The sequence below is a fragment of the Saezia sanguinis genome (genome assembly GCF_963921665.1).
GTDB lineage: Bacteria > Pseudomonadota > Gammaproteobacteria > Burkholderiales > Burkholderiaceae_C > Saezia > Saezia sanguinis.
In genome coordinates this window covers 19,358-42,268 of sequence record NZ_CAWUGC010000004.1, presented here as the reverse complement: position 1 = coordinate 42,268, position 22,911 = coordinate 19,358, and the positions used below count along the sequence as shown (strand labels likewise).

The window sequence follows — 22,911 nt, the reverse complement described above, 5'->3', positions numbered from 1 at the left end:
AAGCGCACGGAAGAATAATTGCAAATGCCACCCCCTTATGCACCGTTAACCGCGCTCATAGGCAATATGGCCGGCCACAATGGTCATCTGCACCTGGCCGGTAAGCGTCTGCCCGGCAAACGGCGTGCTCTTGCCCTGTGTTGCCATGCCGGCCATGTCCACTTTCCATTCCTTGTCCGGGTCAAACAGGCACAGGTCGGCCACGCCCCCTTCCGTCAGTTGCCCGGCACTAGCCGCCAGAGAGCCCAGCGATTTTCCAAGCACCTTGACCGGAATGCAGGTGATGCGTGCCAGCGCATCAGCCATGCTGAGTTTTTCCTCTTTGGCCCAGCGCAGCGCCAGCCCCAGCAACAGCTCCATCCCCACCGCACCAGGCTGGGCCTGGGCAAAAGGCAGCACTTTCAGGTCTGCATCCACCGGCGTATGGTCGCTCACCAGCACGTCAATCACACCTTCGGCCAGCGCATCACGCAAAGCCTGGCGGTCCGCCGCCTGACGCAGTGGTGGATAAACACGGTAGGCGGCATCAAAGTCTTTGATATCGGCATCGGTCAGATGCAGCGAGTTGATGCTGACATCGGCCGTGACCGGCAGCCCCTGCGCTTTGGCCTGCCGCACCAGTTCCACCCCGGCCGCGCTGGATACACGGCTGATGTGCAGCCGCACGCCGCTGGCTTTGGCCAGCTCAAATATGCTGTACAGCGCAATGGTCTCGGCAATTGAGGGCACGCCGGAAAGCCCCAGCCGCGTTGCCAGGGCACCGCTGGCCGCCACGCCGCCGCCAAGCTGGGCATGTGTGGGCTGCAGCCAGACTGTGTAGTTGAAAGTGGCGGCGTAACGCATTGCACGCAGCAGCACCTCCAGGCTGACAATCGGGGTATCGGCCTGACCAAATGCAATACAGCCGGCGTCAGTCAGCTCCGACATTTCTGTGAGCGCCTCGCCCTGCAAGCCTTTGGTCAGCGCACCCTGCGCAAACAGGCGGCAATAGCTCAGTTTGCGTGCGCGCCGCTTGAGCATTTCAACCAGCCCCGGCTCATCGAGCACCGGGTCGGTATCCGGTGAGCACACCACACTGGTGATGCCACCGGCAGCAGCCGCTTTCAGCTCGCTTTCCAGCATGCCTTCGTGTTCATGACCGGGCTCTCCCAGGCGGGCGCACAGGTCAACCAGGCCGGGAGCCACCACCAGGCCGGTGGCGTCAATCACCCGGTTGGGCTTGAACTCGGGCGATACACGCCCCATGTGGATAATTCTTCCGGATGCAATTGCAACATCCTGCTGCACATCCAGGCCAGACGCCGGATCCACCACCCGGCCATTTTGAATCAGGATATTCATGCCTCGTTCCCCGCTATGATAGACATCACCGCCATACGTACTGCAATACCAAACGTTACCTGTGACAAAATCACCGCCTGCGGGCCATCGACCACGCTGGAGTGTATTTCCACTCCGCGGTTGATCGGCCCGGGGTGCATCACAATGGCGTCCGGTTTGGCCATCGCCACGCGTTCGGGCGTCAGTCCATACGTCTTGAAGTATTCACCGGTGGATGGCAGCAGCGCGCCGCTCATGCGCTCGTTTTGCAGCCGCAGTGCAATCACCACATCGGCATCGCGTATGCCCTCTTCCAGCGAATGGCAGATGCGCGTACCCATGGCCGCCATGTCGGCCGGCACCAGCGTTTTGGGTCCCACCAGCCGGATATCGGGCACGCCCAGCGTGCGCAGCGCATGAATGTCGGAGCGCGCCACGCGCGAGTGCAGCACGTCACCCACAATGGCGACCGACAGGTTGGTAAAGTCTTTTTTGTAGTGCCGGATGGTGTACATATCCAGCAAGCCCTGCGTCGGGTGTGCGTTGCGCCCGTCACCGGCGTTGACCACATGCACATGCGGCGCCACATGCTGCGCAATCAGCCAGGGTGCGCCGCTGTCATAATGGCGCACCACAAACATGTCGGCATGCATCGCACACAGGTTGTCCACCGTATCGAGCAGCGTTTCGCCCTTGGCGGTGGAGGAGCGCGCAATATCCAGGTTGAACACGTCTGCCGAGAGCCGTTTGGCGGCAATTTCAAACGTGGTGCGCGTGCGCGTGGAGTTTTCAAAAAAGATGTTGAACACACTTCTGCCGCGCAGCAGCGGCAGCTTTTTTACTTCGCGGTCATTCACGCTGACAAACCCCGCTGCGGTGTCCAGAATCTGGGTCATGGTTTCACGCGGCAGGCCATCTGTGGTCAGCAGGTGTACCAGCTCCCCGTTTTTATTGAATTGAATATCCCTTCTGTTCATCAAGATGCTTCTCCTTGCGCGGTACTCTGAATTTCAAAGGCAAAGGTCCCATCGTCGTTGCATGCCAGCGCCAGCGTTTTCTCATCCGGCAGGCGTACTTTGGCAGCGGCGAACTCGGCCTCAATCGGCAGTTCGCGTCCGCCCCGGTCCACCAGCACCACCAGCGATACCTGCTGGGGCCGCCCATAGTCAAACAGTTCGTTCAATGCCGCACGGATGGTGCGGCCGGTATAGAGCACATCGTCAATCAGGATGATGTGCGCGTCCTGCACCTCAAACGGCAACGTGGTCGGGTGGCTGATGGCAGCGAGCCCCCGGCGGTTGAAGTCATCGCGGTGCAGCGCCGAGGAAAGCTCCCCGAGCGGATTTTTCAGATTCAGGTCGTGGTATAGGCGCTCAGCCAGCCAGACCCCGCCTGAATAAATGCCTACCAGATAGGTCTGCGGCTTTTGCTGTAGCTGTGCACGCACAGCCTGCAGCAAATCAGCATAGAGTGCTTCCGCATCCAGCGTCAATGTGCTCATGTCAGATTCCTTAAGTATTGTTCTAAGATAAGTGCAGCCGCCTGCGCGTCTGCCTGCAACCCGGTTGCGCCCATTTCATGGGCGCTGGTCGTGGTGTAGCGCTCGTCGGCTTCGAAAACAGGTAAATGAAAGCGGCCATGCAACTGCCTTGAAAACCGGCGGGCACGCAGCGTATTTTCATGCTCGGCCCCGTCAGGATGAAACGGCACCCCCACCACCAGCAGTTGCGGCTGCCACTCGGCGATAACGCCGGCAATCTGCTGCCAGCGGGCGTCTCCTGTGGCGGCAATGGTTTGCAGCGGCCTGGCGCTTTGCGTCAGCGTATTGCCCACAGCAACGCCAACCCGTTTTTCGCCATAGTCAAATCCCAATAAGGTCTGTGGCGTTAAACGGGTTGCTGAAAAAAGGTTTTCCGCCATCTTATACAGGTCCTAACGCTTCAGGCATGTCCTGCAATCCCCACCAGTGCTTCAGGCTGTATGCCCAGCAAAGCCAATGTGCGCACATAACGGTCTGGCGCCGGGGTGTCAAAAATAATTTCCGGGCTGGCACGCACCGTCAGCCAGCTGTTGCGCGCCAGTTCTTCTTCCAGCTGGCCGGCACCCCAGCCGGCATAACCCAGCGTCACCAGAAAACGCTGCGGCCCCTTGCCTGTGGCAATGTCTTCCAGCACGTCTTTGGAGGATGTCATATCCAGACCGTCTGGCACATGCAGGGTGGCGTTGTAATAGGACAGCGTACGGTCGTCGGTGATCGGCATCATCGGGTCGTGCAGCACAAACCCGCGTTCTGTCTGCACCGGGCCGCCGTAATACACCGGGTTGTCCTGCAGCAAAATGTCGGCCAAAGGCAGATCCACCTTGTCAAACAGTTGCTGCAGCGAAATATCCACCGGCTTGTTGATCACCAGCCCCAGGGCGCCCTGTGCATTGTGCTCGCACAGGTAAATGATACCTTGAGAAAAAGAATCGTCCAGCATGCCGGGCATGGCAATCAGAAAATGGTTGGTCAGATCGAGAGGGCTGGATTCCCCCATGAGAACTCCTCAAAAAAGCGCTGGCACTTTTTGCGCATGCCACGGGAGGAATTTTAACAGCAGATGCCTTCGCGTACATGGAAAAAATCCACCAGGCAGGAATATGGGCGCAGCGCGTTGATTGACAACAGGCTCAGCATACCACCTATCCGACTTTCCTCATCGGAAATAGCTATTTAACGCCAGTGGAAATCCTGTTTTTGCAGCTCATCCAGCCCGCGGATGACGGCACTGACGTTTTTCAACCTGCGCCGCAACACCCTTTGCTCAGCCGGGGCATGGTAACCGCACATCCACACGGTTTTTAACCCGATTTGGCTGGCCGCCGCCAGATTGCCCGGAGAATCGTCAACCAGCACACATTGTGCCGGGGAAATATTCAGATGCGCGACAAACCGGCGCAGCGCCTGCTGGCTGGGCTTGGGATGGTATTGTGCCAGCCATAGCGACTGCTCCATGCCCCAGACACCGGTAAACCAGTGGCTGATGCCTGCGGCCTTCAGGATACGCAGCGCATAGGCACGCGGGCCGTTGGTATAAACCCATTTTTCCCCTTTCAGCCGGGGAATTACCCCCAACTGGCGCCGGTCGACGCGCAAACGCTGCTCCAGCCCTGGCAGCAGGTGGGTTTCATACAGGAAATGGTCCCCGTCAATACCATGGTGACGCACCAGCCCGGTCAGCGTGGCACCATAGCGCTGCCAGTAACGCAGGCGCAGGTCATCGGCCTGTTGTATGGAAACACTCAGATGTTGCGCAATGTAGGCCGTCATCGCCTTGTCGATGTAGGCAAAGGCAGCATCCTTGGCATCGTGCAGCGTATCATCCAGGTCAAACAGCCAGACCCTGCGCTTTAATGCCGCAGGCGGCTGATTTTTGCAGGACGCTGCCGCCTGATAGCGGGTGCAGCAGCCACTCATTGCACAGCTCCGCGCGCCACAGAAACGGCAAGCGCCAGGCATCCGGTATAGAGCAGCATGGAAATGATGGTGCCGGTTCCTGCGCCAGATCAGCGAGAATGGATCATGGTGCCGAACGCCTGTTCGGTCAGAATCTCCAGCAACACCGCGTGCGGGATACGCCCGTCAATGATGTGCACCGATTTCACCCCATTGCGCGCGGCATCCAGCGCTGAACTGATTTTGGGCAGCATACCGCCGGACAGCGTGCCGTCGGCAAACATTTCATCAATCTTGCCGGTGGTCAGGTCGGTCAGCAGGTTGCCGTCCTTATCCAGCACGCCGGGCGTGTTGGTCAGCAGCATCAGCTTTTCGGCATGCAGCACTTCGGCCAGCTTGCCCGCCACCACATCGGCGTTGATGTTATAGCTTTCGTTCTGCTCGCCAAAACCGATCGGTGAGATCACCGGAATGAACGCTTCGTCCTGCAGCGCCTTGACCAGCGACGGGTCAATCGAAACAATATCGCCGACAAACCCGATATCCAGCTCGGCATTGGCGTCACTGGGATCTTTCATCTTGAGCTTGCGGGCCCGGATCAGGCCGCCATCACGCCCGGTCAGCCCGATGGCCTTGCCCCCGGCATGGGTGATCAGGCCGACAATGTCCTGCTGCACCTGCCCGACCAGCACCCATTCAACCACTTCCATGGTTTCTTCATCGGTCACCCGCATACCCTGCACAAATGTGCCTTTTTTACCCACGCGGTTCAGCGCACCTTCAATCTGGGGGCCACCACCGTGCACCACGATCGGGTTCATGCCCACCAGCTTGAGCAGCACGACGTCTTCGGCAAAATCGGCCTGCAGCGCCGGATCGGTCATGGCGTTGCCGCCATACTTCACCACAATGGTTTTACCATGAAACTTGCGGATATAAGGCAGCGCCTCAGACAGAATTTCAGCCTTGTGCCGTGGGGAAATGCCGGAAAGATCGACAGATTGCTCTTCAGTCATATGGGTATCATCTTTACAAAACTTAAGGGGGCGTCAACAGGTCAGCCATACAGCGGCCCGAACGATGATGGCTCACATTTTAAGAACAAACTGCCCACTTGTGCACGTTGTTGTCTATATTCGAAGCTGCCAGTGTGACATCTGCGAAACGCCATGCCCGGATGGCTCAACTGGTATGCACACCGTGCCCGGCCCCCGACTGGGTCAGCTCCCCCATCTCGGAAAACAACTGGCGCACCATGTTGCATGCCACGGCTGGCTCCGGCTGGTCACATGCGGCCAACAGATGTTCCATCTGCCGCTTCAGCATTTTGAGATGAAGCAGGCGCTCACGCACGTGGTTGAGATGGTCTGCCACAATGGCCCTGATACCGCTGCAGTCTTCATGCTCTCCGCCATGCTGCTCGGCATGGTCAATGAATGTAATCAGCTCGCGGATCTCATCCAGATTCATATCCAGCGCACGGCAGTTACGGATAAAACGCAGGCGGTCTTCGTCTGCCTTGGAATACACGCGGTAATTATTTTCCGAACGCTGGGCCTGCGGCAACAGGCCGGAGCGCTCGTAATAACGGATGGTCTCCACCGGTGTGCCAACCGCCTGTGCCAGTTCCTTAATACGCATCATGATGCTCCTTACCTGCTCAAGTGCACCCCGCGTCGTCTATGGAGTGAACTGAGCCTGTCAACCACACAACTATTCCTTTATTTCAGGTGTGCCGCCAAAAATGCTGTCGTACGCTCCCACGCCAAAGCCGACGCAGCAGCATCAAAAGAACCGCGCTGGTCACAATTAAAGCCGTGGTCGGCATCATAAATATGCACCTCAACCGCGGGCTGCAACTGTGCGAACTGCTTTACCGCATCTACCGGTATGTGTTTGTCATGTTCGCCAAAATGCGCCAGCACCGGGCATTTGGGCTGCAAGTCTGCATTATTGGGCACACCGCCGCCATAATACACCACCGCAGCACTCAGGCCAGCCAGTTCGCTGGCACCCATCCAGGCCAGCAGGCCGCCCCAGCAAAAACCGACGGCACCAACCTTGCCCACCGCACGCCCCTGCTCAACCGCGGCAGCCACATCAAGCAGCGCTTTTGCCGGATCGGTGGCGGCTTTATAGGCACGGCCTTTTTCCAGATCGGGGCCTTCATAAGTCAGCTCAATGCCGGGCCGGATACGGTCAAACAGCGCCGGTGCAATGGCCTGATAGCCGGCTGCCGCAAAGCGGTCTGCCACCGAGCGGATATGGCTGTTCACCCCGAATATTTCCTGCAACACCACCACACTGGCCTTTGCCTGGCCGGACTGAGGTTGGGCCACATAGGCAGAAAATGTATGACCATCTGCTGCGGTTAACTGAATCTGAGCCCCCATATGAATATTCCTTTTCATTAACAATTCACCTAAACTTCACAGAATTTTCTCATATTGCCGGCATGATCAAACCCATCAAGCTAAAGTCAAAAGAGAAAGCATACTATGAAAATCAATTTGCATTCTTTACCGTGTCTTTTCGTGTGCGTGGCACTGCTCATGACCAGCGCCTTCAACAGCGCTGCCCAGGAAAGCGATAACAACCAAAGAGATTTTGAATACAACATCAGTCGGCATCTGTTTGAAGGGCAGAAAGACGGGCAGCCATTATGCCTGTTTCTGGAGCGGATTGGCCCGAACGTGCTGGGCCAGCTCTGGCCTCGCCAGACGTCATGTGAAACCCAGACAGCACCGGTCAACCTCTTGCAAGGCCTGGGCCTGGTAAGGGGCACCTGGGATTCTGCGGGCCACATTCTCCTGACCATTGAAACCATGCAAGATACCGAGATACAGTCTGCCACATGGCGGCTTGTCGCACAAACACAAGAAGGCGGCCGCCTGATTTCATTGCAGGCAGCGAATACGCCTTCCTCCCTGCTTTTTCAGGAGATAAAGCCTGCATCCGGCGCACCCCGACTGCCTTACCGCATGGCCATCGTGATGACAGGCAGTATCTCCGACCCGCGTGCATGCGATGATGATCCGCCCACAATCACCGCAATCCGCCTGTACCGTGAGCAGGAGTTTGTACAGGAACTGGCAACAGAATCAGACGGCACCTGCGCGGGCTATACACCACAAACGGCTGACCTGAATTTTGACGGCTACGACGACCTGATGATCATAACCTCCTTGCCCATCAGTCCCAACATTCCCTACCAGTACTGGCTATACAACCCGCAGACCGGCCTGTTTGAAGACGCGCCGCAGAGCCTGCAAATGGTCACCAGCCCCGGAATAGACAGCACGCACCAGCAGATCTATTCTTTCTGGCGCGCCGGTGCAACATCACATGGTGTTGATGTTTACCGCTGGCAGACCCGCAACGGCCAACCTGAACTTGAACTGTTTGATCAGGCAAGCAGCTACTTTATGCCGGTACGCAGTAATGGGCAGATCAGCTACTGTTACACCACGCCACAATACGATCACGACACAGGCACGCTGGCATTTTCCCGCATGGTCGTTGAGCGCCCTGACGGCACCCTGACATACACGGGCCAGCCACAGGACATGCAGGACTGTGAGGACGAATTCATTTCCTCCCCCGCCCCTGAAATTGTCATCTGGCAGCAGACGCCCCAGGGCTGGCAAATCCAGAAAGCTTACCCATACGAATGGGTGCAGGAAATGCGTGATGGCAGATCCTACTGGTATCCCAAAATTCCCTATTACGATACAGATGCACACCGGATCGGCTGGTACATTGATCACTCCGCTGAACTGGACGCCAACCCGCTTGCAGCTCATGACGGGGAGTGAAAACCAAAGCTCAGCTTCATTCCTGCATTGATACGTCAGTAAATAGCCTTGATCGTATTGTCTTGCTCATAATTTTTTGTATAGATAAAAATTTAAACATGAAATTTCAAATAGAATGAAAATTCAGGATTGAAAGAAGATATGCCAAACATTTGTGTGTAGGGGAACGGGAAAGTATGAAAAAGATACTGATATTTGTTTGCTGTTTTTTAGGGTACTTTGTGTCTGCATGGGCTTCTTGTATAGAAGATGGTCCCGTTCAAGGAAGTTATCAAGCCCGGGATGGACAGGTTTTTTACAGGCCCGCTGGCAAACCACATGATCAAAGCGATTTTGTACTTGTGGAAGGTGCGGACGCTGCATCAATAGCACACCTTGATGGAAAACCTCCTTCTACCAATAAGTGGTATTTTAGCGACTATGTTTTAGATAAAAACCATGTGTATTATCAAGGGCGCGTTCTGGCAGGCATAAACCCGGCCCAGGCGGCCTTCCTGAATCAACGTTTTGGCCAGATTGCTTTGATTGATGGACTCGATCAATATGTTTCTCGTGAGGACATGAATAAACGGGATGGCTACTTGAAAGATGCAGAGCGTGTTTATTACTATGGGCGACTACTGGAAGGCGCAAACGGCGCGGATTTTGAATGGCTTCCTTTTTATCAGAGTGTTCGCCATAGCGATCATGACTATGCACGGGATGACCAGCATATTTATCTGTATGGACAGAAAGTAGCCGGGGATGCGAAAACAGCTCATGAAATAGGCTATGGGTATTACTCCGATGCGAAGCATATTTATTTTCGGGGAGAAATCCTGCAAGATGCCCTGCCTGACGCATTTGTAATCCAAGGGGTTTTTGTTATTTCAAACGGGCATATTTATTATCGTGCCAAACAGTTGGCATTGGATGCAGACACTTTTCAGGTATTGAAATATATTAATGGTATTCCTATCAGCGGTTGCGGGGCAACGACTTACGCCGGAAGTTTTGTCATGGACCGCCATGGTAATTATGCATTGCATGTCACTGGGGAGTTAACGCGGCTCAATGATGCAGAGGCAACTGATTCAAATTCGCCAACGGCTTATGCCTATCAAGAACACGTTCGCTCCCAAAGTGGAAGAATGTCATTTTATAAAGATGGCCACTCCATCTACTTCTTTAAAAATGTTGCACAAGGCAGCGGCAACCTTGAGACCCTGTTCGGAGGCGATACGCCAACATTTGATACCTATGCAGCATTAAATCGGAGGGTTGTTTTTCGCGATAAAACAGGATTTTACCTCCCTGGTCGTTACTTTGGCCCTGCTTTGAGTAAAGTGGTCAATGGCCAGGCAAGGCTGGTATGTTTAGAAACAGAACATTTATGCCTGCTGACAGAAGATACACTTTATTACGTATTTGATGATGGCACTGTGGAACAGGTTCAGGTGGATGCAGAAAGTTTGCAATGCATTCCAGAAGATGCAGTGTTGCCCACCTCATTGATTGAGAGTGCAGGCATGTGTTTTGACCGCAGTTATTTTTATAACCGGAGCGAACGTAAGCCCATGCACTCCGGCGGGTATAAGGAAGCATTACCTTATGCGCTGAATGCCACAGATTTGGAGGAAAAACGACGCGAATCGCTCAATAAAGTACAGGTTTGGCGTAAACCACTGTTGATAGAAGAAAAGCCAGAAGACGGTGCTTTTACGAGATGGGTCGCTGCATAGGGGTCTGTATGATGAAAACGCAATTGGATCTAATGCCTATCGAAAATAGACCATCGATCAAGTTCAGGTAAAACCACCAGATAAAAGGTTAGATGTTCCAGCATCTAACCTTTCTTGCTTTTGCTCACAAACATGTAGTTACTTCGCAGCAATTCTCTATTTTTAGAACCGGTGTTAACACGCCCTGGCGAATGAGTGCCATCTTATGGCCCCGCCAAAGCTGGCAGACTCAAAAAGGCAGCAACCGCCGAAAACCATGTACCAGCACTACAACCAGAAACACCAGATTGCGCAGCCACAACAACAGCCAGGGCAGTTCGGGCACAGTGACACGGGATGCAGCAGACGCCTGTCTGGTTGCCAGCGCCTGCGCCATGCGGTGTAAAAAAGCCGTGTCGGCAGGCCACTCTTTCATGCCCTGCAGCCAGGAGGCCGGAATACTACACTGAGCCCCCTGATTCACGCCAATCAGCGCGCCCACCAGCGCTGCATTGCTGTCGGTATCACCACCGGCCTCAACAATCCGGGTGACGGCCTGCTCATAATCATCACCATACCGCAGCCAGGTAAAAATCACTGCCGGAACCGTATGGTTGACATAGCCGGTAATGCCTTTTTTCTGCAACCCCAGATACTGGACAAAATCAGATAAGGAACGTTGTGCCTGTACATAGGCTTTCGCCTGCAGCAGCCTGTCTTTCAGTTCAGCTCCCTGCACATAAGGCAGTACCCGCTCAAAAAAAGACGTCGCCGTTACAGGCAGGCCATTTGCCGTATAAGCCATTGCTGCAGCCAGTGCAACTACCAGTGCGCCTTCTTGCGCGCGTTCGTCACGATGGGTCATTGCCGTAGAACATCTGACCATACACGCCAGCATATCCCAGTCATCAGCAAAAAAAGCACCGATGACCGGTGCACGCATAACTGCACCATTGCCAGCGGATCGTACCCCCGACTTGTCAGGCGCCACCCCGACACACAGCCGTAAACAGGCTTTTAACGTTGCCATGCCGCACCCTGCCGGTAAAGAGAGCAGCCAGCGTTTGAGGCGCTTTGCCAAACCTGCGGAAAACTCGCTTTCATTCATGGCGGACAAACTGACCAAAGCTTGAGCCGTCAGCCAGGCGTGCTCGGTATCGTCGCTGCACAGGCCGATACGCAGTCCGGGTAAAACAATTAGACTGTGCCGCAAGGGTGCAGCACCCAACAGCCGCTGGGCCCGGCGCGGGGTCAGCCCTTCCCGGGGTAAACCTATGCTGTCAGCAACTGCGGTGCCTGACAGCAGGCCGAAAAAACGCTCCTGTGCATCCATCGGTTAATTCATGCGTCCCCATGAAAAACGACCTTGCATCCATATCAGACAACAAGGCCGCAGATGTTTTTAAAAATAGCATCCGTTACGGATCTACTGGTCAGATGACTTTCCCTCATCGGGATTGGGATTAGATTTGGACATGGCTATCGCCTTGTCTTTGCCACCAATGGCAGACATATCCTTGAGGAATTTCAATCCCACCTTGATACCGTAGTCCATCCGGGCGGCATGGTCCTGTGCCGCAGCCTGCATATCCATCCACATATGCACCTGTGGTTCTGTGAGCAGGTTCAGGTATGCGTCAATTTCACCGCCATCACGGAAAATTTCAGCCCCGGCTTTTTTGACAATCTTGATCATCGCCACGTTTTTGCTCAGTGTGTGAATAAACATTTGATCAATGCCACGGCGTCGTGCACGCTGCGCAGCATAAGCAAACAACTGCCCGCCCAGGCCCTGCCCGCGTGCTTCAGCACTCACCGAAACACCAAACTCAGCCATGCGCGGAGAGGAGTTTTCCGCACCATACGCCAGGTGCGCCACCCCGACCACATTCAGGTCATTGTCCAGCACGCCAAACACATCATCCCGGTTGAAGTCGATTTTGTCCAGATAATCGTCAATCTGATCATCTGTGGCCTGGAAACCAAAGCGCATATAACGGTCGCGCTCATTGAGTGCATGCACATGCTTGCGAATGTCTTCCAAATACGACGGTGTTAACGCATGAATGGTCGCCGCCTGTCTGGGTTTGGGCTCAAACGCCTGCGCCGCCGTCCCTGGCATATCATGTTTTTCATCAGGGGCAGTCATAAACATCCTTTCAAAATGCGTTAAACCATCCGTCCATTTCGCACCTGCAAAAAGCCGCCACCAATCGGCCCCGTACCAATTTACTTCTTTCACTTTACTACCTAGTTGCCCTACCCGAATCAGGAATGGTTTATTCTACCGCCAATAGCTATCCTCTGGTTTTCCCTGATACTTTTTTGTGGTAGCTCAGTCACGACCAACCGGCCGTTTTGCCCCCTTCTTTTTGCCGGGCGAATCGGGCGGGCTTTCCCCGCGACCCGGCCAGTGAAAGCAGGTGTTTCTTTTGCCTGGCAAAATTTACAAAAATCAGCTAAAATACCAAGCTTTCCCAGCGTAACCAAGTCCCGCGGGGATAAACATCAAGGCAATGACCCGGTTTTAAGCCGGCTTAATTTGTTTAGATGCGAAACACCACCTAAGAGGTTCCCGCCTTTACTAAGAGGAACACCGAACGTGGAAAAGGGCTTTTCCAAACCGCACTTTTGAAAGTGATATTCATGAAAACTATCAGCGCTAAACCCGCTGAGGTGGTACATGACTGGTTTGTGATTGACGCAACAGATAAAGTACTCGGACGTGTCGCCAGCGAAGTGGCACACCGACTGCGCGGCAAGCACAAGGCCATCTATACGCCTCACGTTGACACCGGTGACTTCATCATCATTGTGAACGCCTCCAAACTCCGTGTTACCGGCAATAAAGCCGAAGACAAGGTTTACTATCGCCATACCGGCTATCCTGGCGGCATTTATGCCACCAAGTTCAAAGACATGCAGGCCAAACATCCTGGCCGCGCTTTGGAAAAAGCCGTTAAAGGCATGCTGCCCAAGGGTCCTCTTGGCTATGCGATGATCAAAAAACTCAAGATCTACGCTGGCGCAGAGCATCCCCACAGCGCTCAGCAACCCAAACCGCTGGAAATTTAAGGAGCCTAAGAGATGATTGGTGAATGGAATAACGGCACAGGCCGTCGCAAATCCAGTGTCGCTCGCGTGTTCCTGAAAAAAGGCAGCGGCAACATTGTTGTCAACGGCAAAGCCATTGAACAGTATTTTGGTCGCCAGACCTCGATCATGATTGTGAAACAGCCTTTGGTGCTTACCGGCAACGAAAGCGCGTTTGACATTCAGGTCAACGTCAACGGCGGTGGCGAATCCGGTCAGGCTGGCGCTGTGCGCCACGGCATTACCCGTGCCCTGATCGACTATGATGCAGGCCTGAAGTCTGAACTCTCACGTGCCGGTTACGTTACCCGTGACGCCCGTGAAGTTGAGCGTAAAAAGGTCGGTCTGCGCAAAGCACGTCGCGCCAAACAGTTCAGCAAACGCTGATACTGCTGTTTGTATACTGCAACAAATACTGCTGCAGCATACACAACAAAAAAGCCACCCATTGCGGTGGCTTTTTGATTGCCTGACAATTGGAGACTTCTCTCCATGAAAAATGGATTGCCCTTTATAGGGCACGTCACAATAAGCAACATAGGTAACAGTCATGACCGTCAACATTGGTATCGTAGGTGGAACCGGTTACACCGGCGTTGAACTCTTGCGGCTGCTCAGCCAACACCCGCAGGCAAAGTTGCAGGTGATCACGTCGCGCAGCGAACAGGGTGTGGCTGTGGCGCAGATGTTTCCCAACCTGCGCGGGCATGTGGATCTGAAGTTTGAACTGCCTGACAGCCCGGCACTGAAAGCCTGCGATGTGGTATTTTTTGCCACCCCGCATGGCGTGGCCATGGCGCAGGCGCGCGAGCTGCTCGCCAATGATGTACGGGTGATTGACCTGGCGGCAGACTTCCGGCTCAAGGACATTGATGTATTCAAAAAATGGTACGAAATTGACCACAGTTGTCCGGACATTCTGGCCGATGCCGTTTACGGCCTGCCCGAGCTGAACCGTGAAGACGTCCGCAAAGCCAGGGTCATTGGCAACCCCGGCTGTTACCCCACGTCGGTACAACTGGGTTTTGCCCCGCTGCTGCGCAGCAGGCTGATCGACCCGGCGCATATGATTGCCAACAGTGCCTCAGGCGTTTCGGGCGCGGGCAAAAAAGCCAGCACCGGCAACCTGTTTTCCGAGGTCAGCGACAGTTTCAAGGCCTACGCCGTCAAAGGGCACCGCCACGGCCCTGAGATCAATGAGCAACTGCGCCGTATTGACCCGCAGGCCAACGTGCTGTTCCTGCCGCACCTGATTCCGTCCATCCGCGGCATCCACTCCACGCTGTATGCCCGCCTGAACGAAGCCGGACAAGCCGCCGACCTGCAAAGCATTTTTGAAGCGGCCTATGTCAACGAACCGTTTGTCGACGTGATGCCCGCCGGCTCAGCGCCTGAAACACGCTCGGTGCGTGCCTCCAACTTTGTACGCATCGCCGTGCACAAGCCGCAGCCCGACACGGTTGTGGTGCTGGTGGTAGAGGACAACCTGGTCAAGGGTGCTGCCGGCCAGGCGGTTCAGTGTATGAACCTGATGTTCGGCCTGCCTGAAACCATGGGGCTCACGCAAGTGCCCATTCTTCCGTAATATGTAAATGGCAGCCGATCAAGCAATTAACCTTAATAACTGGTAATATATTTACATCTTTTAAAGCATTCTGCGGCATTGCCGCAGAGCTTGCTGTACATGTAGCGTTGTACTGTAACCCCCTGCAGGCTACGAAAGGAATACTCAATGAATACATCTGCACAAACACTGGATCCGACACCTGCGGCTGGCCAAATGCCCGACCCGCTGGTATTTACCGACAGCGCAGTCGCCAAAGTGGCTGAACTGATTGCCGAAGAAGGCAACCCGAACCTGAAGCTGCGCGTTTTCGTGCAAGGCGGCGGCTGCTCAGGTTTTCAGTACGGTTTTACGTTTGACGAAGACACCAACGAGGATGATACCGTTTTGACCAAAGGCGGTGTCCAGTTGCTGATTGACGCGATGAGCTTTCAGTACTTGGTCGGCGCTGAAATCGATTACAAGGAAGGCCTGGAAGGCGCACAGTTTGTCATCAAAAACCCCAACGCCACCACCACCTGCGGCTGCGGCTCGAGTTTTTCAGTTTAAACCCTGAATAAACAACCAAGCGAATGCCTGTTCTGCTGACGCAGGGCAGGCATTTTTGTTAAGGGCCCAGCGGCTACGGCCTGGTCAATAACCCACCTGCCAGAAATCGGTACCTGCCATCCACGCCTCAAACCACTGGGCAAGCGGACGCTTTGGGCTTGACTCATAAATGGAGGCCAGTGACGCTTCCTCATTATCCAGCAGCAAGAGCGGATCATAAAAAAACACCGGATAATCTGCCTGCGCGCATGCAATAACCGAGTGGACATTGCAGCCCCAGTCACAAAACGCCAGCCATGTCGGGCACCATTCGTCACGTGGTTCTGCCGGGTCCGGCTCCATGCAAAAGCGGTACAAGTCGACCAGCCCCATCGCACTGCCAATGCCATAACCCGGCCCGAAGCCGCCATTGGCAACATTCAGATAAATCGCTTTCAGAAGCGGCGGCAAGGCAAATCCGAGCGCGTGTTCGCACTGGTCAATCACGTCTGGTGATGCCACAGGCAATGCCCGCAAAGGCTTACCGACGATATCCACCGGATTGTCCTGGGCCTCCAGGTGTGTTTTTAATGCTGAGCAAATTGAGCTGATCGCCATATTCATCAGGCCGGATACACCGCTCCCAGAATACGCGGCCCGCGCGCCCCGGTGACTTCGGGCAGATTGGCCGGCACTTTTTCTATACACTGTCGGGCCAGCCAGGCAAATGCAGCCGCTTCCACCTGCAGCGCAGGCAAGCCATGCTCTGCGGAGCTTTTCACCGATGCACCCGCCAGATACACCTGCAACTGGCGCATCAGGCAGGCGTTTAAAGCCCCCCCGCCACAGACCACCACTTCGGCAGCCCCAGGTGCATACTGGTGCACGGCCTGCACGCAGATGCTGACGGTCAGCCTCAGCAAGGTGGCCTGAACATCCTGTGGCCGCAGCCCCTTCATTCCGGCAAGCTGGCGTTTCAACCAAGCCATGTTGAACAGATCGCGCCCTGTGCTTTTAGGTGCCGGCTGCTTAAAATAAGGCTCCTGCACCATCCTGTCCAGCAGGTCGGATATGACCTGGCCGCTTTCAGCCCAGCGGCCATCTTCATCAAACAGCGCGCCGGTCTGCTGCTCGCACCAGGCATCCATCAGAATATTGGCCGGCCCGCAGTCAAAACCCAGCACATGCCCGTCGGCATACAGTACCGTCAGGTTGGCAATACCGCCTAAATTCAATACCACCACGGTTTTTCCGGGTTGGGTAAACATATCCGCATGAAATGCTGGCACCAGCGGTGCCCCTTGCCCGCCAGCCGCAATATCGCGGCTGCGAAAATCAGCCACCACAGAAATACCGGTCAGTTCTGCCAGCAGTGCCGGCGCATTGAGTTGCCAGGTGTAACCGGTGCCGTCATGGGCCTGCGGCTGGTGCCGTACAGTCTGCCCATGGGCGCCAATGGCCTGCACATCGCTGGCCGTTACCTGGCACTGTTGCAACAGTTGCTGCACTGCCGGCACGTAGAGCAAGGTGGCCAGTTGATTGGCCGCCAGCGCCGCCCGGTGCAGCTCGTCTTTTCCTGATGCATTCAGCGTCAGCAGTTCGGCCCGCAACGCAGCAGGCATAGGCAGATGGACATGGCCTTTGATCGCAACCTCATGGGGCGATGGCAGATCCGCCAGCACCGCATCCACACCATCCAGCGATGTTCCCGACATCAGGCCGATATACAACTGATTTTTTTCTTTCATCCGAACTCTCGCAATGATTTTGATATGGTGCAGGTTTGCCGCATGGTCAGAGTATGCCACACAGCCAAAAAGAAAGGGATGTGAAATCCTTCACACCCCTGTCAATGCATGACTGTAATCAGTCAAGTCGTTATCTGCTCGCAACCTCTGTATCTGTTGATCTGACAACCATCAGCTCCGCGACGCGACCCAGCAGGTCTGCGTGGATCTGCGCGGTACGGTCAAATTCAGCCTGCAGGTTTTCAGGAATAGGCTGTGCCTCAGTCTGAGCGGCCAAAATTGCCGGGTCACGCTGTACGCCGTTTTCCTTGAATTCAAAATGCAAATGCGGTCCGGTAGCCCAGCCGGTCTGCCCCACGGCCCCAATCGGGTCACCCTGCTGCACCAACTGGCCTTTGGTCACGTCAATACGGCTCATGTGCGCGTAAAGCGTTGAGCGTGTTTTATCATGGCTGACAATAACCACATTGCCATAACCGCGCTGCACGCCGGCAAATTCAATGCGGCCATCGCCTACGGTACGTACGGTTGTACCCGTGGGGGCTGCATAGTCAATGCCTTTATGGTCACGCCAGGTATTTTGAATCGGGTGCAAACGGCGGCCAAATGCCGAGCTGACCCGCGTATACTCCAGCGGATACGCCAGGAACGTGGTTCTCAGGCTCTTGCCGTCAAACGTGTAATAGGTCCCACGCACGCTTTCGTCCGGCTGGAACCACACTGCATTGTAATTACGCCCGCCGTTAATGAACTGTGCCCCCAGGATACGCCCGGTACCCATCGGCACGCCATCGGCCTCGTAAGACTCATATACCAGCTGGAACGTATCGCCGCGCCGCAAATGGCGGGTAAAGTCGATCCGGCTGCCAAAAATATCCACCATCTGAATTGCGATGTTGTCCGGCAGGCCAATGGCGTCGGTGGCGCCATACAGCGAATACTTGATGGTACCCATGGCAACGCGTTCACGCACTTCCACCGGCACGGTTTCCGAAACCGATGTCAGGTTGCCTTCTTCATTGCGCTGAATGGTAATGCGGTTGAAATGGCGGGCCGTCTGTGAACGCAACCCGGCCTGCAAGCGGACCAGTTCGCCCTGCTGGCCGACCTCGGCCATCACACGCACATCCCGGTTGGAAGACATGATCAGGCGTGCCAGCGGGTCTTTGCGCATGAATTCAAGCGCCTGCGCATCGTCAATGCCCAAACGGCCAAACAATGCCTGAATGGTATCTGAACTGCGGGTATAGCCGTCACGGTACAAGGAATACTGGTGTTCTCCCAGCAAATCAGCCTGCTGGGCCAGTTCGGACTCTACCGGCAGAACCCGCTCAATGGCGGTTACATGAACCGAAGCGGCCTCATCGGTCGCCGGCGACACGCTCAAAGCAGCCATTGCGCTTCCGCAGACCAACAGACTTGCCCCCAGTAATGTCACCCGTGGATGTCTTTTAAACGACCCTACCACACCGTCTAACACCAGATTTTTTACTGCCCTGGGCAGCGACAACCAATCAGCCACTATGTCTTATCCTGATAAACCAGACCATAGAAAAATATGAGCGCGCTCAGGCATAATAGACATTTCCTTGCGTAAATTCATTTGGCAACAAAACCTCTTACCACCACTTATGCACAATGGAAAGCACATACAAAGGCTGTGTTGTCAAATGGCTCATATCCAGTTTAAATTCGACTACAATTTCGGCTATCGCAGTGATAGAAAATTGTAATACCCGCCAAGTATACCAAGATAATTTGTTTTTCGCCGTAATTTTTTCACATATTTACTGTATAAATTTCAATTCCAATGACTGACACTTCTTCAATGACTTCAACAACTTACCCAATTACAGACGAAGTGCAAGAAGCGCTGCGGATCACCAAGCGCGGCGTTGACGAACTCCTGCCTGAAAACGAATGGCTCAACAAGCTGGCCCGCAGCGCGGCAACCGGCAAACCCCTGCGCATTAAACTGGGGCTGGACCCGACCGCGCCCGACATTCACCTGGGGCATACCGTGGTACTCAACAAGATGCGCCAGTTGCAGGATCTGGGGCACACCATCATCTTCCTGATTGGCGACTTCACCACCCTGATTGGCGACCCTTCCGGGCGCAACAGCACACGCCCGCCGCTCACCGCCGAGCAGATCAAGGTCAACGCCCACACCTACTACCGCCAGGCCAGCCTGATTCTGGATCCGCAGCACACCGAAATCCGCTACAACTCCGAATGGTGCGACGAACTGGGCGCGCGCGGCATGATCCAGTTGGCTGCCAAATACACCGTGGCGCGTATGATGGAACGTGACGACTTTACCAAACGCTATGCCGCCAACACGCCGATTTCCATCCACGAATTCATGTACCCGCTGCTGCAGGGCTATGACTCGGTGGCGCTCAAGTCCGACCTGGAAATGGGCGGCACCGACCAAAAATTCAATGTGCTCATGGGCCGCCACCTGCAGGCCGAATACGGCCAGGAGGCGCAGTGCATTCTGACCATGCCGCTGCTTGTGGGGCTTGATGGTGTGGAAAAAATGAGCAAATCCAAGAACAACTACATTGGCATTACCGAAGATGCCAACACCATGTTCAGCAAGCTGCTCTCTATTTCTGATGATCTGATGTGGCCTTATTTCACCCTGCTGAGCTTTCGCTCGGAAGACGAAATTGCCAAACTCAAATCCGAAATTGACGCAGGCCGCAACCCGAAAGAGGCCAAAGTCATGTTGGCCAAAGAAATCGTGGCCCGTTTTCACTCGGCCCAGGCAGCCGATGCCGCCGAAGAAGACTTCAACCTGCGGGCCAAAGGCGGTATTCCCGACGACATCCCCGAAGTGCAGTTGCAGGGCGCACCGCTGGGCATCACTTACCTGGTCAAACAGGCCGGGCTGGCTGCATCCAATGGCGAAGCAGGCCGTCTGATTGACGGGCGTGGCGTACGCATTGACAGCGCCGTTGTAACTGACCGCGACCTGAAACTACCCGCAGGCACTTATGTGGTCCAGGTCGGCAAACGCAAATTCGCCCGCGTGCACCTGAGCTAACACACAGGCGCAAGTTGCAGCACATAACCGGCCCCTTGTGTTGAAAATACATGGGGCCGATTTTGTCTGGTACCCCTTTTCCCATGTATGGCGCCATAACCGCGCCTATACCCCAGTTTTTACTGCAACAAACGCTTATCCGCATTAAGATAAACACCCATGATCAGCATCGTACAACGCGTCAGCCAGGCCCATGTGGAAGTCGCCGGGCAAACCATTGGCAAAATTGGAGCCGGCCTGCTGGTGCTGTTATGTGCCGAGCAAAACGACACCGAGCTCGAAGCCGGCAAAATGCTCGACAAAATACTCAAGCTGCGCATTTTTACCGACCAGAACGGCAAAATGAACCACAGCCTGCTGAACATGGATGGCAACGGCCAGGCCGGCCAGATGCTGATCGTGAGCCAGTTCACGCTGGCCGCAGATGTTACCGGAGGGAACCGGCCCAGCTTTTCCGCCGCTGCACCGGTAGCCCGGGGAGAAGCGTTGTACCGCTTTTTTGTCGACAAGGCGTGTACCGCACTGGCACATGTGGCCACCGGCGAATTCGGTGCAGACATGCAGATTCACCTGATCAACAATGGCCCTGTCACCATTCCGATCAGAATTGAGCCGGCTTCATAAAGCGGGCTAAAACGATTATCATCAAGGTTGCACTTTTTGTGCCTTGCTTACTTTCAAATACAAAGGAGATCAGAACATGAAATTCTGGAGTGATGAAATCAAAGACGGCGCCTACATCCCGACCAAATATGCGGCAGGTGCAGCCAACCTCAAAGGGTTTGCGCCCAACCTCAACCCGCCGCTGGCATGGAGCGAGGTCCCTGAAGGCGTCCAGTCATTTGTGCTGATCTGCCATGATCCCGATGCCCCCAGCACCATGGAAGACGTGAACAAGCCCGACCGTGAAGTGCCCGCCGCCACGCCGCGTGCCAACTTCTATCACTGGCTGCTCATCGACCTGCCCGCCACACTGCGCCAGATCAAGGAAGGCGAGTTCTGCAATGGCTTTACCGTTCAGGGCAAAGCCGGGCCTGAAGCCGCTCATGGCAGCCGCCAGGGACTCAACGATTACACCAACTGGTTTGCAGGAGACGCCAAAATGGAGGGCAAATACTTCGGTTATGATGGCCCCTACCCACCGGGCAACGATTCAATCCTGCACCGCTACATTTTTTCACTGTACGCACTGGCTGTGCCCAAACTCGATATGGCCGCCAACCCGTTTAACGGCCCGCAGCTCATGGTGGCACTGGCCGAACTGCAATCCCAGGGAAGCGTGCTGGCATTGTCGTCATTCAGGGGCACCTACTCCACCAACCCCAGGCTGCAACCCTGATCAGGCACCGTATACAGTACAGTCACCCGTAACGGAAAACCATCGGTATTTTGATGAGCATGCTGCAAAACATTACCCATATTCTGGCCATACGCCATGGTGAAACCCGCTGGAACGTTGATGGCCGCCTGCAGGGCCAGTTGGACATTGAACTCAATGAACGCGGCCTGCGTCAGGCCCAACAGCTTGCCAACGCGCTGAAAGACCACCCGCTGGACGCGATTTACAGCAGCGACCTGATGCGCGCCATGCAAACCGCGCAGCCGATTGCACACGCACTGCAACGCCCGGTACAAACGCTGGCCGGGCTGCGTGAACGCCATTTTGGCTATTACCAGGGCAAAACATTTTTGCAGGTGCAGGCCATGGCGCCGGATGACGCGCAGCGCTGGCAGCAGCGTGACCCGGATTTTGTGCCGGGCGAAAGCGGCGAATCGCTGCATGTTTTCCAGGCGCGCATCCTGCAAACCCTGTCTGATATTGTCCAGAAACACGAGGGCCAGACCATTGCCATCATCACCCATGGTGGTGTGCTGGACACGCTGTACCGCAACGCCACGCATCAGGACATCCGGGCCCCCCGGACATGGCAACTGGGCAACGCCAGCATCAGCCGCCTGCTGTGGAGCCCCGAGGGGCTGAGCATGGTGCGCTGGGCTGACGCCAGCCATCTGGACGATGACTCACTGGCACCGCATGGCGAACCCACGGATGTGGAGCCTTGCGACCAGGGAGCAAAAAACGCATGAGTCACGCTGCTGGCCCGCTCAACATGCCCCCTGCCGAACCAGGCACAACCATCACCATACAGACACACACCACCATGCGTGATGTGGTCTATTTCAATACCCTTGGTATGCCATCCCCGCTTTTTGCGGGCCTTTATTTTATCTTGATAATTGTGCTGGTTTACAGCATGACGGGAACCTGGTCCATCCTGAGCAGCCTGGCCTGGCTGGTAGTGCTGTTTGCCACCACAACGTCACTTTGCTGTGCATACAGTTATTTTAAAAAAGGCATTTTAGGAGCGCAGACCATCACCATCACGCCCGAATTTATCCGGGAAACGTCCCCCCATAGTGAACGGCGTTATGACTGGAGCAAGGTGAGCTGGGTGTTCAAAAACAAAAAGTATGTCTCCATACTTGTCGCTCCCAACATGGTGATTGCGATTGATCGCAAAAACTTTCATTCCCAGCAAAAATTTGATGAAACTTCTGCACTGATCCGCACCTATTGGAAAGCCGGGCAAAACAAAGTCAATCTGCTGAAGTAATCGCAGATATAACGTTTTTATTTTTACAAAGCAAAAGCCA

Annotated in this window: 25 protein-coding genes; 11 read left to right on the top strand and 14 right to left on the bottom strand. The window is 55.0% G+C overall.

The genetic code is table 11. The features are described from left to right. Positions 1-45: 45 nt before the first annotated feature. The 9 genes from AACY98_RS03600 to AACY98_RS03560 form a co-directional block, all read right to left on the bottom strand. Positions 46-1,341, bottom strand: coding sequence for a dihydroorotase (locus AACY98_RS03600; RefSeq protein ID WP_339801706.1), 1,296 nt, complete (start codon positions 1,339-1,341; stop codon positions 46-48). Then, the gene (locus AACY98_RS03595) at positions 1,338-2,297 is read right to left on the bottom strand and encodes an aspartate carbamoyltransferase catalytic subunit (protein ID WP_404948044.1); all 960 of its coding nucleotides are present in this window, start codon (positions 2,295-2,297) and stop codon (positions 1,338-1,340) included. The genes AACY98_RS03600 and AACY98_RS03595 overlap by 4 nt, the downstream gene beginning before the upstream one ends. Then, the gene (pyrR, locus tag AACY98_RS03590; RefSeq protein WP_339801703.1) at positions 2,297-2,821 is read right to left on the bottom strand and encodes a bifunctional pyr operon transcriptional regulator/uracil phosphoribosyltransferase PyrR; all 525 of its coding nucleotides are present in this window, start codon (positions 2,819-2,821) and stop codon (positions 2,297-2,299) included. Before pyrR ends, AACY98_RS03595 begins: the two co-directional genes overlap by 1 nt. Beyond that, positions 2,818-3,240: a Holliday junction resolvase RuvX gene (gene ruvX / locus AACY98_RS03585; RefSeq protein WP_126980932.1), complete on the bottom strand. Its 423-nt coding sequence runs from the start codon at positions 3,238-3,240 to the stop codon at positions 2,818-2,820. Before ruvX ends, pyrR begins: the two co-directional genes overlap by 4 nt. Positions 3,241-3,260: 20 nt before the next feature. Beyond that, positions 3,261-3,857, bottom strand: a complete 597-nt coding sequence (locus tag AACY98_RS03580) for a YqgE/AlgH family protein (protein ID WP_126980933.1) — start codon at positions 3,855-3,857, stop codon at positions 3,261-3,263. A gap of 176 nt (positions 3,858-4,033) precedes the next feature. After that, entirely contained in the window at positions 4,034-4,777 is a 744-nt protein-coding gene (locus AACY98_RS03575; protein ID WP_339801697.1) for a pyrimidine 5'-nucleotidase, read from the bottom strand. An 89-nt stretch (positions 4,778-4,866) separates the two neighbouring features. Next, a complete protein-coding gene (argB, locus tag AACY98_RS03570) occupies positions 4,867-5,772 on the bottom strand; it encodes an acetylglutamate kinase (RefSeq protein WP_339801694.1) in 906 nt (301 codons plus the stop codon). 166 nt (positions 5,773-5,938) lie between these two features. Further along, a complete protein-coding gene (locus AACY98_RS03565; RefSeq protein ID WP_239442517.1) occupies positions 5,939-6,400 on the bottom strand; it encodes a MerR family transcriptional regulator in 462 nt (153 codons plus the stop codon). 77 nt (positions 6,401-6,477) lie between these two features. Then, the gene (locus tag AACY98_RS03560) at positions 6,478-7,149 is read right to left on the bottom strand and encodes a dienelactone hydrolase family protein (protein WP_339801690.1); all 672 of its coding nucleotides are present in this window, start codon (positions 7,147-7,149) and stop codon (positions 6,478-6,480) included. Between the two features lie 105 nt (positions 7,150-7,254). Here AACY98_RS03560 and AACY98_RS03555 point away from each other — a divergent pair, with 105 nt between their 5' ends. After that, positions 7,255-8,571, top strand: a complete 1,317-nt coding sequence (locus tag AACY98_RS03555; protein WP_339801687.1) for an XAC2610-related protein — start codon at positions 7,255-7,257, stop codon at positions 8,569-8,571. 176 nt (positions 8,572-8,747) lie between these two features. Continuing rightward, positions 8,748-10,292, top strand: a complete 1,545-nt coding sequence (locus AACY98_RS03550) for a DKNYY domain-containing protein (RefSeq protein WP_339801684.1) — start codon at positions 8,748-8,750, stop codon at positions 10,290-10,292. Positions 10,293-10,521: 229 nt separating this feature from the next. Here the strand turns inward: AACY98_RS03550 and AACY98_RS03545 are convergent, their stop codons facing one another. Together AACY98_RS03545 and AACY98_RS03540 are read right to left on the bottom strand one after the other, a co-directional pair. Next, positions 10,522-11,604, bottom strand: coding sequence for an ADP-ribosylglycohydrolase family protein (locus AACY98_RS03545; RefSeq protein WP_339801681.1), 1,083 nt, complete (start codon positions 11,602-11,604; stop codon positions 10,522-10,524). Positions 11,605-11,697: 93 nt separating this feature from the next. Then, the gene (locus AACY98_RS03540; protein ID WP_339801679.1) at positions 11,698-12,420 is read right to left on the bottom strand and encodes a GNAT family N-acetyltransferase; all 723 of its coding nucleotides are present in this window, start codon (positions 12,418-12,420) and stop codon (positions 11,698-11,700) included. Between the two features lie 497 nt (positions 12,421-12,917). Here AACY98_RS03540 and rplM point away from each other — a divergent pair, with 497 nt between their 5' ends. The 4 genes from rplM (at position 12,918) to erpA (ending at position 15,477) form a co-directional block, all read left to right on the top strand. Further along, on the top strand, positions 12,918-13,346 hold the full coding sequence (gene rplM / locus AACY98_RS03535) for a 50S ribosomal protein L13 (protein WP_126980941.1): 429 nt from the start codon (positions 12,918-12,920) through the stop codon (positions 13,344-13,346). 12 nt (positions 13,347-13,358) lie between these two features. Next, on the top strand, positions 13,359-13,751 hold the full coding sequence (rpsI, locus tag AACY98_RS03530) for a 30S ribosomal protein S9 (protein WP_126980942.1): 393 nt from the start codon (positions 13,359-13,361) through the stop codon (positions 13,749-13,751). Between the two features lie 163 nt (positions 13,752-13,914). Continuing rightward, positions 13,915-14,949: an N-acetyl-gamma-glutamyl-phosphate reductase gene (gene argC, locus AACY98_RS03525; protein ID WP_126980943.1), complete on the top strand. Its 1,035-nt coding sequence runs from the start codon at positions 13,915-13,917 to the stop codon at positions 14,947-14,949. A 195-nt stretch (positions 14,950-15,144) separates the two neighbouring features. Further along, positions 15,145-15,477, top strand: coding sequence for an iron-sulfur cluster insertion protein ErpA (erpA, locus tag AACY98_RS03520; RefSeq protein WP_126980971.1), 333 nt, complete (start codon positions 15,145-15,147; stop codon positions 15,475-15,477). Between the two features lie 84 nt (positions 15,478-15,561). Here the strand turns inward: erpA and AACY98_RS03515 are convergent, their stop codons facing one another. The 3 genes from AACY98_RS03515 to AACY98_RS03505 all read right to left on the bottom strand — a co-directional run bounded on the left by AACY98_RS03515 (position 15,562) and on the right by AACY98_RS03505 (position 18,726). Beyond that, positions 15,562-16,074: an SMI1/KNR4 family protein gene (locus AACY98_RS03515; RefSeq protein WP_339801675.1), complete on the bottom strand. Its 513-nt coding sequence runs from the start codon at positions 16,072-16,074 to the stop codon at positions 15,562-15,564. A 5-nt stretch (positions 16,075-16,079) separates the two neighbouring features. Continuing rightward, complete coding sequence (locus tag AACY98_RS03510; protein WP_339801673.1) at positions 16,080-17,204, bottom strand: anhydro-N-acetylmuramic acid kinase; 1,125 nt, start codon at positions 17,202-17,204, stop codon at positions 16,080-16,082. A gap of 130 nt (positions 17,205-17,334) precedes the next feature. Further along, the gene (locus tag AACY98_RS03505) at positions 17,335-18,726 is read right to left on the bottom strand and encodes a M23 family metallopeptidase (protein WP_339801670.1); all 1,392 of its coding nucleotides are present in this window, start codon (positions 18,724-18,726) and stop codon (positions 17,335-17,337) included. 306 nt (positions 18,727-19,032) lie between these two features. Between AACY98_RS03505 and tyrS the strand changes: the two genes are divergently transcribed. From tyrS to AACY98_RS03480, 5 genes are all read left to right on the top strand, one after another. Further along, entirely contained in the window at positions 19,033-20,256 is a 1,224-nt protein-coding gene (tyrS, locus tag AACY98_RS03500) for a tyrosine--tRNA ligase (RefSeq protein ID WP_239442526.1), read from the top strand. Between the two features lie 159 nt (positions 20,257-20,415). Beyond that, positions 20,416-20,880, top strand: coding sequence for a D-aminoacyl-tRNA deacylase (dtd, locus tag AACY98_RS03495; protein WP_339801667.1), 465 nt, complete (start codon positions 20,416-20,418; stop codon positions 20,878-20,880). Between the two features lie 76 nt (positions 20,881-20,956). Next, entirely contained in the window at positions 20,957-21,595 is a 639-nt protein-coding gene (locus AACY98_RS03490) for a YbhB/YbcL family Raf kinase inhibitor-like protein (protein WP_339801665.1), read from the top strand. Between the two features lie 53 nt (positions 21,596-21,648). After that, positions 21,649-22,344: a histidine phosphatase family protein gene (locus AACY98_RS03485; RefSeq protein WP_239442528.1), complete on the top strand. Its 696-nt coding sequence runs from the start codon at positions 21,649-21,651 to the stop codon at positions 22,342-22,344. Continuing rightward, complete coding sequence (locus AACY98_RS03480; protein ID WP_339801661.1) at positions 22,341-22,871, top strand: hypothetical protein; 531 nt, start codon at positions 22,341-22,343, stop codon at positions 22,869-22,871. Before AACY98_RS03485 ends, AACY98_RS03480 begins: the two co-directional genes overlap by 4 nt. The last annotated feature ends 40 nt before the right edge of the window (positions 22,872-22,911 follow it).

Coding starts and splice junctions, on each gene's coding strand:
- tyrS (WP_239442526.1), top strand. CDS start 19,033: ATGACTTCAACAACTTACCCAATTACAGACGAAGTGCAAGAAGCGCTG.
- ruvX (WP_126980932.1), bottom strand. CDS start 3,240: ATGGCGGAAAACCTTTTTTCAGCAACCCGTTTAACGCCACAGACCTTA.
- erpA (WP_126980971.1), top strand. CDS start 15,145: ATGCCCGACCCGCTGGTATTTACCGACAGCGCAGTCGCCAAAGTGGCT.
- AACY98_RS03490 (WP_339801665.1), top strand. CDS start 20,957: ATGAAATTCTGGAGTGATGAAATCAAAGACGGCGCCTACATCCCGACC.
- AACY98_RS03545 (WP_339801681.1), bottom strand. CDS start 11,604: ATGGATGCACAGGAGCGTTTTTTCGGCCTGCTGTCAGGCACCGCAGTT.
- AACY98_RS03555 (WP_339801687.1), top strand. CDS start 7,255: ATGAAAATCAATTTGCATTCTTTACCGTGTCTTTTCGTGTGCGTGGCA.
- AACY98_RS03600 (WP_339801706.1), bottom strand. CDS start 1,341: ATGAATATCCTGATTCAAAATGGCCGGGTGGTGGATCCGGCGTCTGGC.
- dtd (WP_339801667.1), top strand. CDS start 20,416: ATGATCAGCATCGTACAACGCGTCAGCCAGGCCCATGTGGAAGTCGCC.
- AACY98_RS03540 (WP_339801679.1), bottom strand. CDS start 12,420: ATGACTGCCCCTGATGAAAAACATGATATGCCAGGGACGGCGGCGCAG.
- pyrR (WP_339801703.1), bottom strand. CDS start 2,821: ATGAGCACATTGACGCTGGATGCGGAAGCACTCTATGCTGATTTGCTG.
- AACY98_RS03560 (WP_339801690.1), bottom strand. CDS start 7,149: ATGGGGGCTCAGATTCAGTTAACCGCAGCAGATGGTCATACATTTTCT.
- AACY98_RS03485 (WP_239442528.1), top strand. CDS start 21,649: ATGAGCATGCTGCAAAACATTACCCATATTCTGGCCATACGCCATGGT.
- AACY98_RS03580 (WP_126980933.1), bottom strand. CDS start 3,857: ATGGGGGAATCCAGCCCTCTCGATCTGACCAACCATTTTCTGATTGCC.
- AACY98_RS03565 (WP_239442517.1), bottom strand. CDS start 6,400: ATGATGCGTATTAAGGAACTGGCACAGGCGGTTGGCACACCGGTGGAG.
- argC (WP_126980943.1), top strand. CDS start 13,915: ATGACCGTCAACATTGGTATCGTAGGTGGAACCGGTTACACCGGCGTT.
- argB (WP_339801694.1), bottom strand. CDS start 5,772: ATGACTGAAGAGCAATCTGTCGATCTTTCCGGCATTTCCCCACGGCAC.
- AACY98_RS03550 (WP_339801684.1), top strand. CDS start 8,748: ATGAAAAAGATACTGATATTTGTTTGCTGTTTTTTAGGGTACTTTGTG.
- AACY98_RS03480 (WP_339801661.1), top strand. CDS start 22,341: ATGAGTCACGCTGCTGGCCCGCTCAACATGCCCCCTGCCGAACCAGGC.
- AACY98_RS03575 (WP_339801697.1), bottom strand. CDS start 4,777: ATGAGTGGCTGCTGCACCCGCTATCAGGCGGCAGCGTCCTGCAAAAAT.
- AACY98_RS03515 (WP_339801675.1), bottom strand. CDS start 16,074: ATGGCGATCAGCTCAATTTGCTCAGCATTAAAAACACACCTGGAGGCC.
- rpsI (WP_126980942.1), top strand. CDS start 13,359: ATGATTGGTGAATGGAATAACGGCACAGGCCGTCGCAAATCCAGTGTC.
- rplM (WP_126980941.1), top strand. CDS start 12,918: ATGAAAACTATCAGCGCTAAACCCGCTGAGGTGGTACATGACTGGTTT.
- AACY98_RS03510 (WP_339801673.1), bottom strand. CDS start 17,204: ATGAAAGAAAAAAATCAGTTGTATATCGGCCTGATGTCGGGAACATCG.
- AACY98_RS03595 (WP_404948044.1), bottom strand. CDS start 2,297: ATGAACAGAAGGGATATTCAATTCAATAAAAACGGGGAGCTGGTACAC.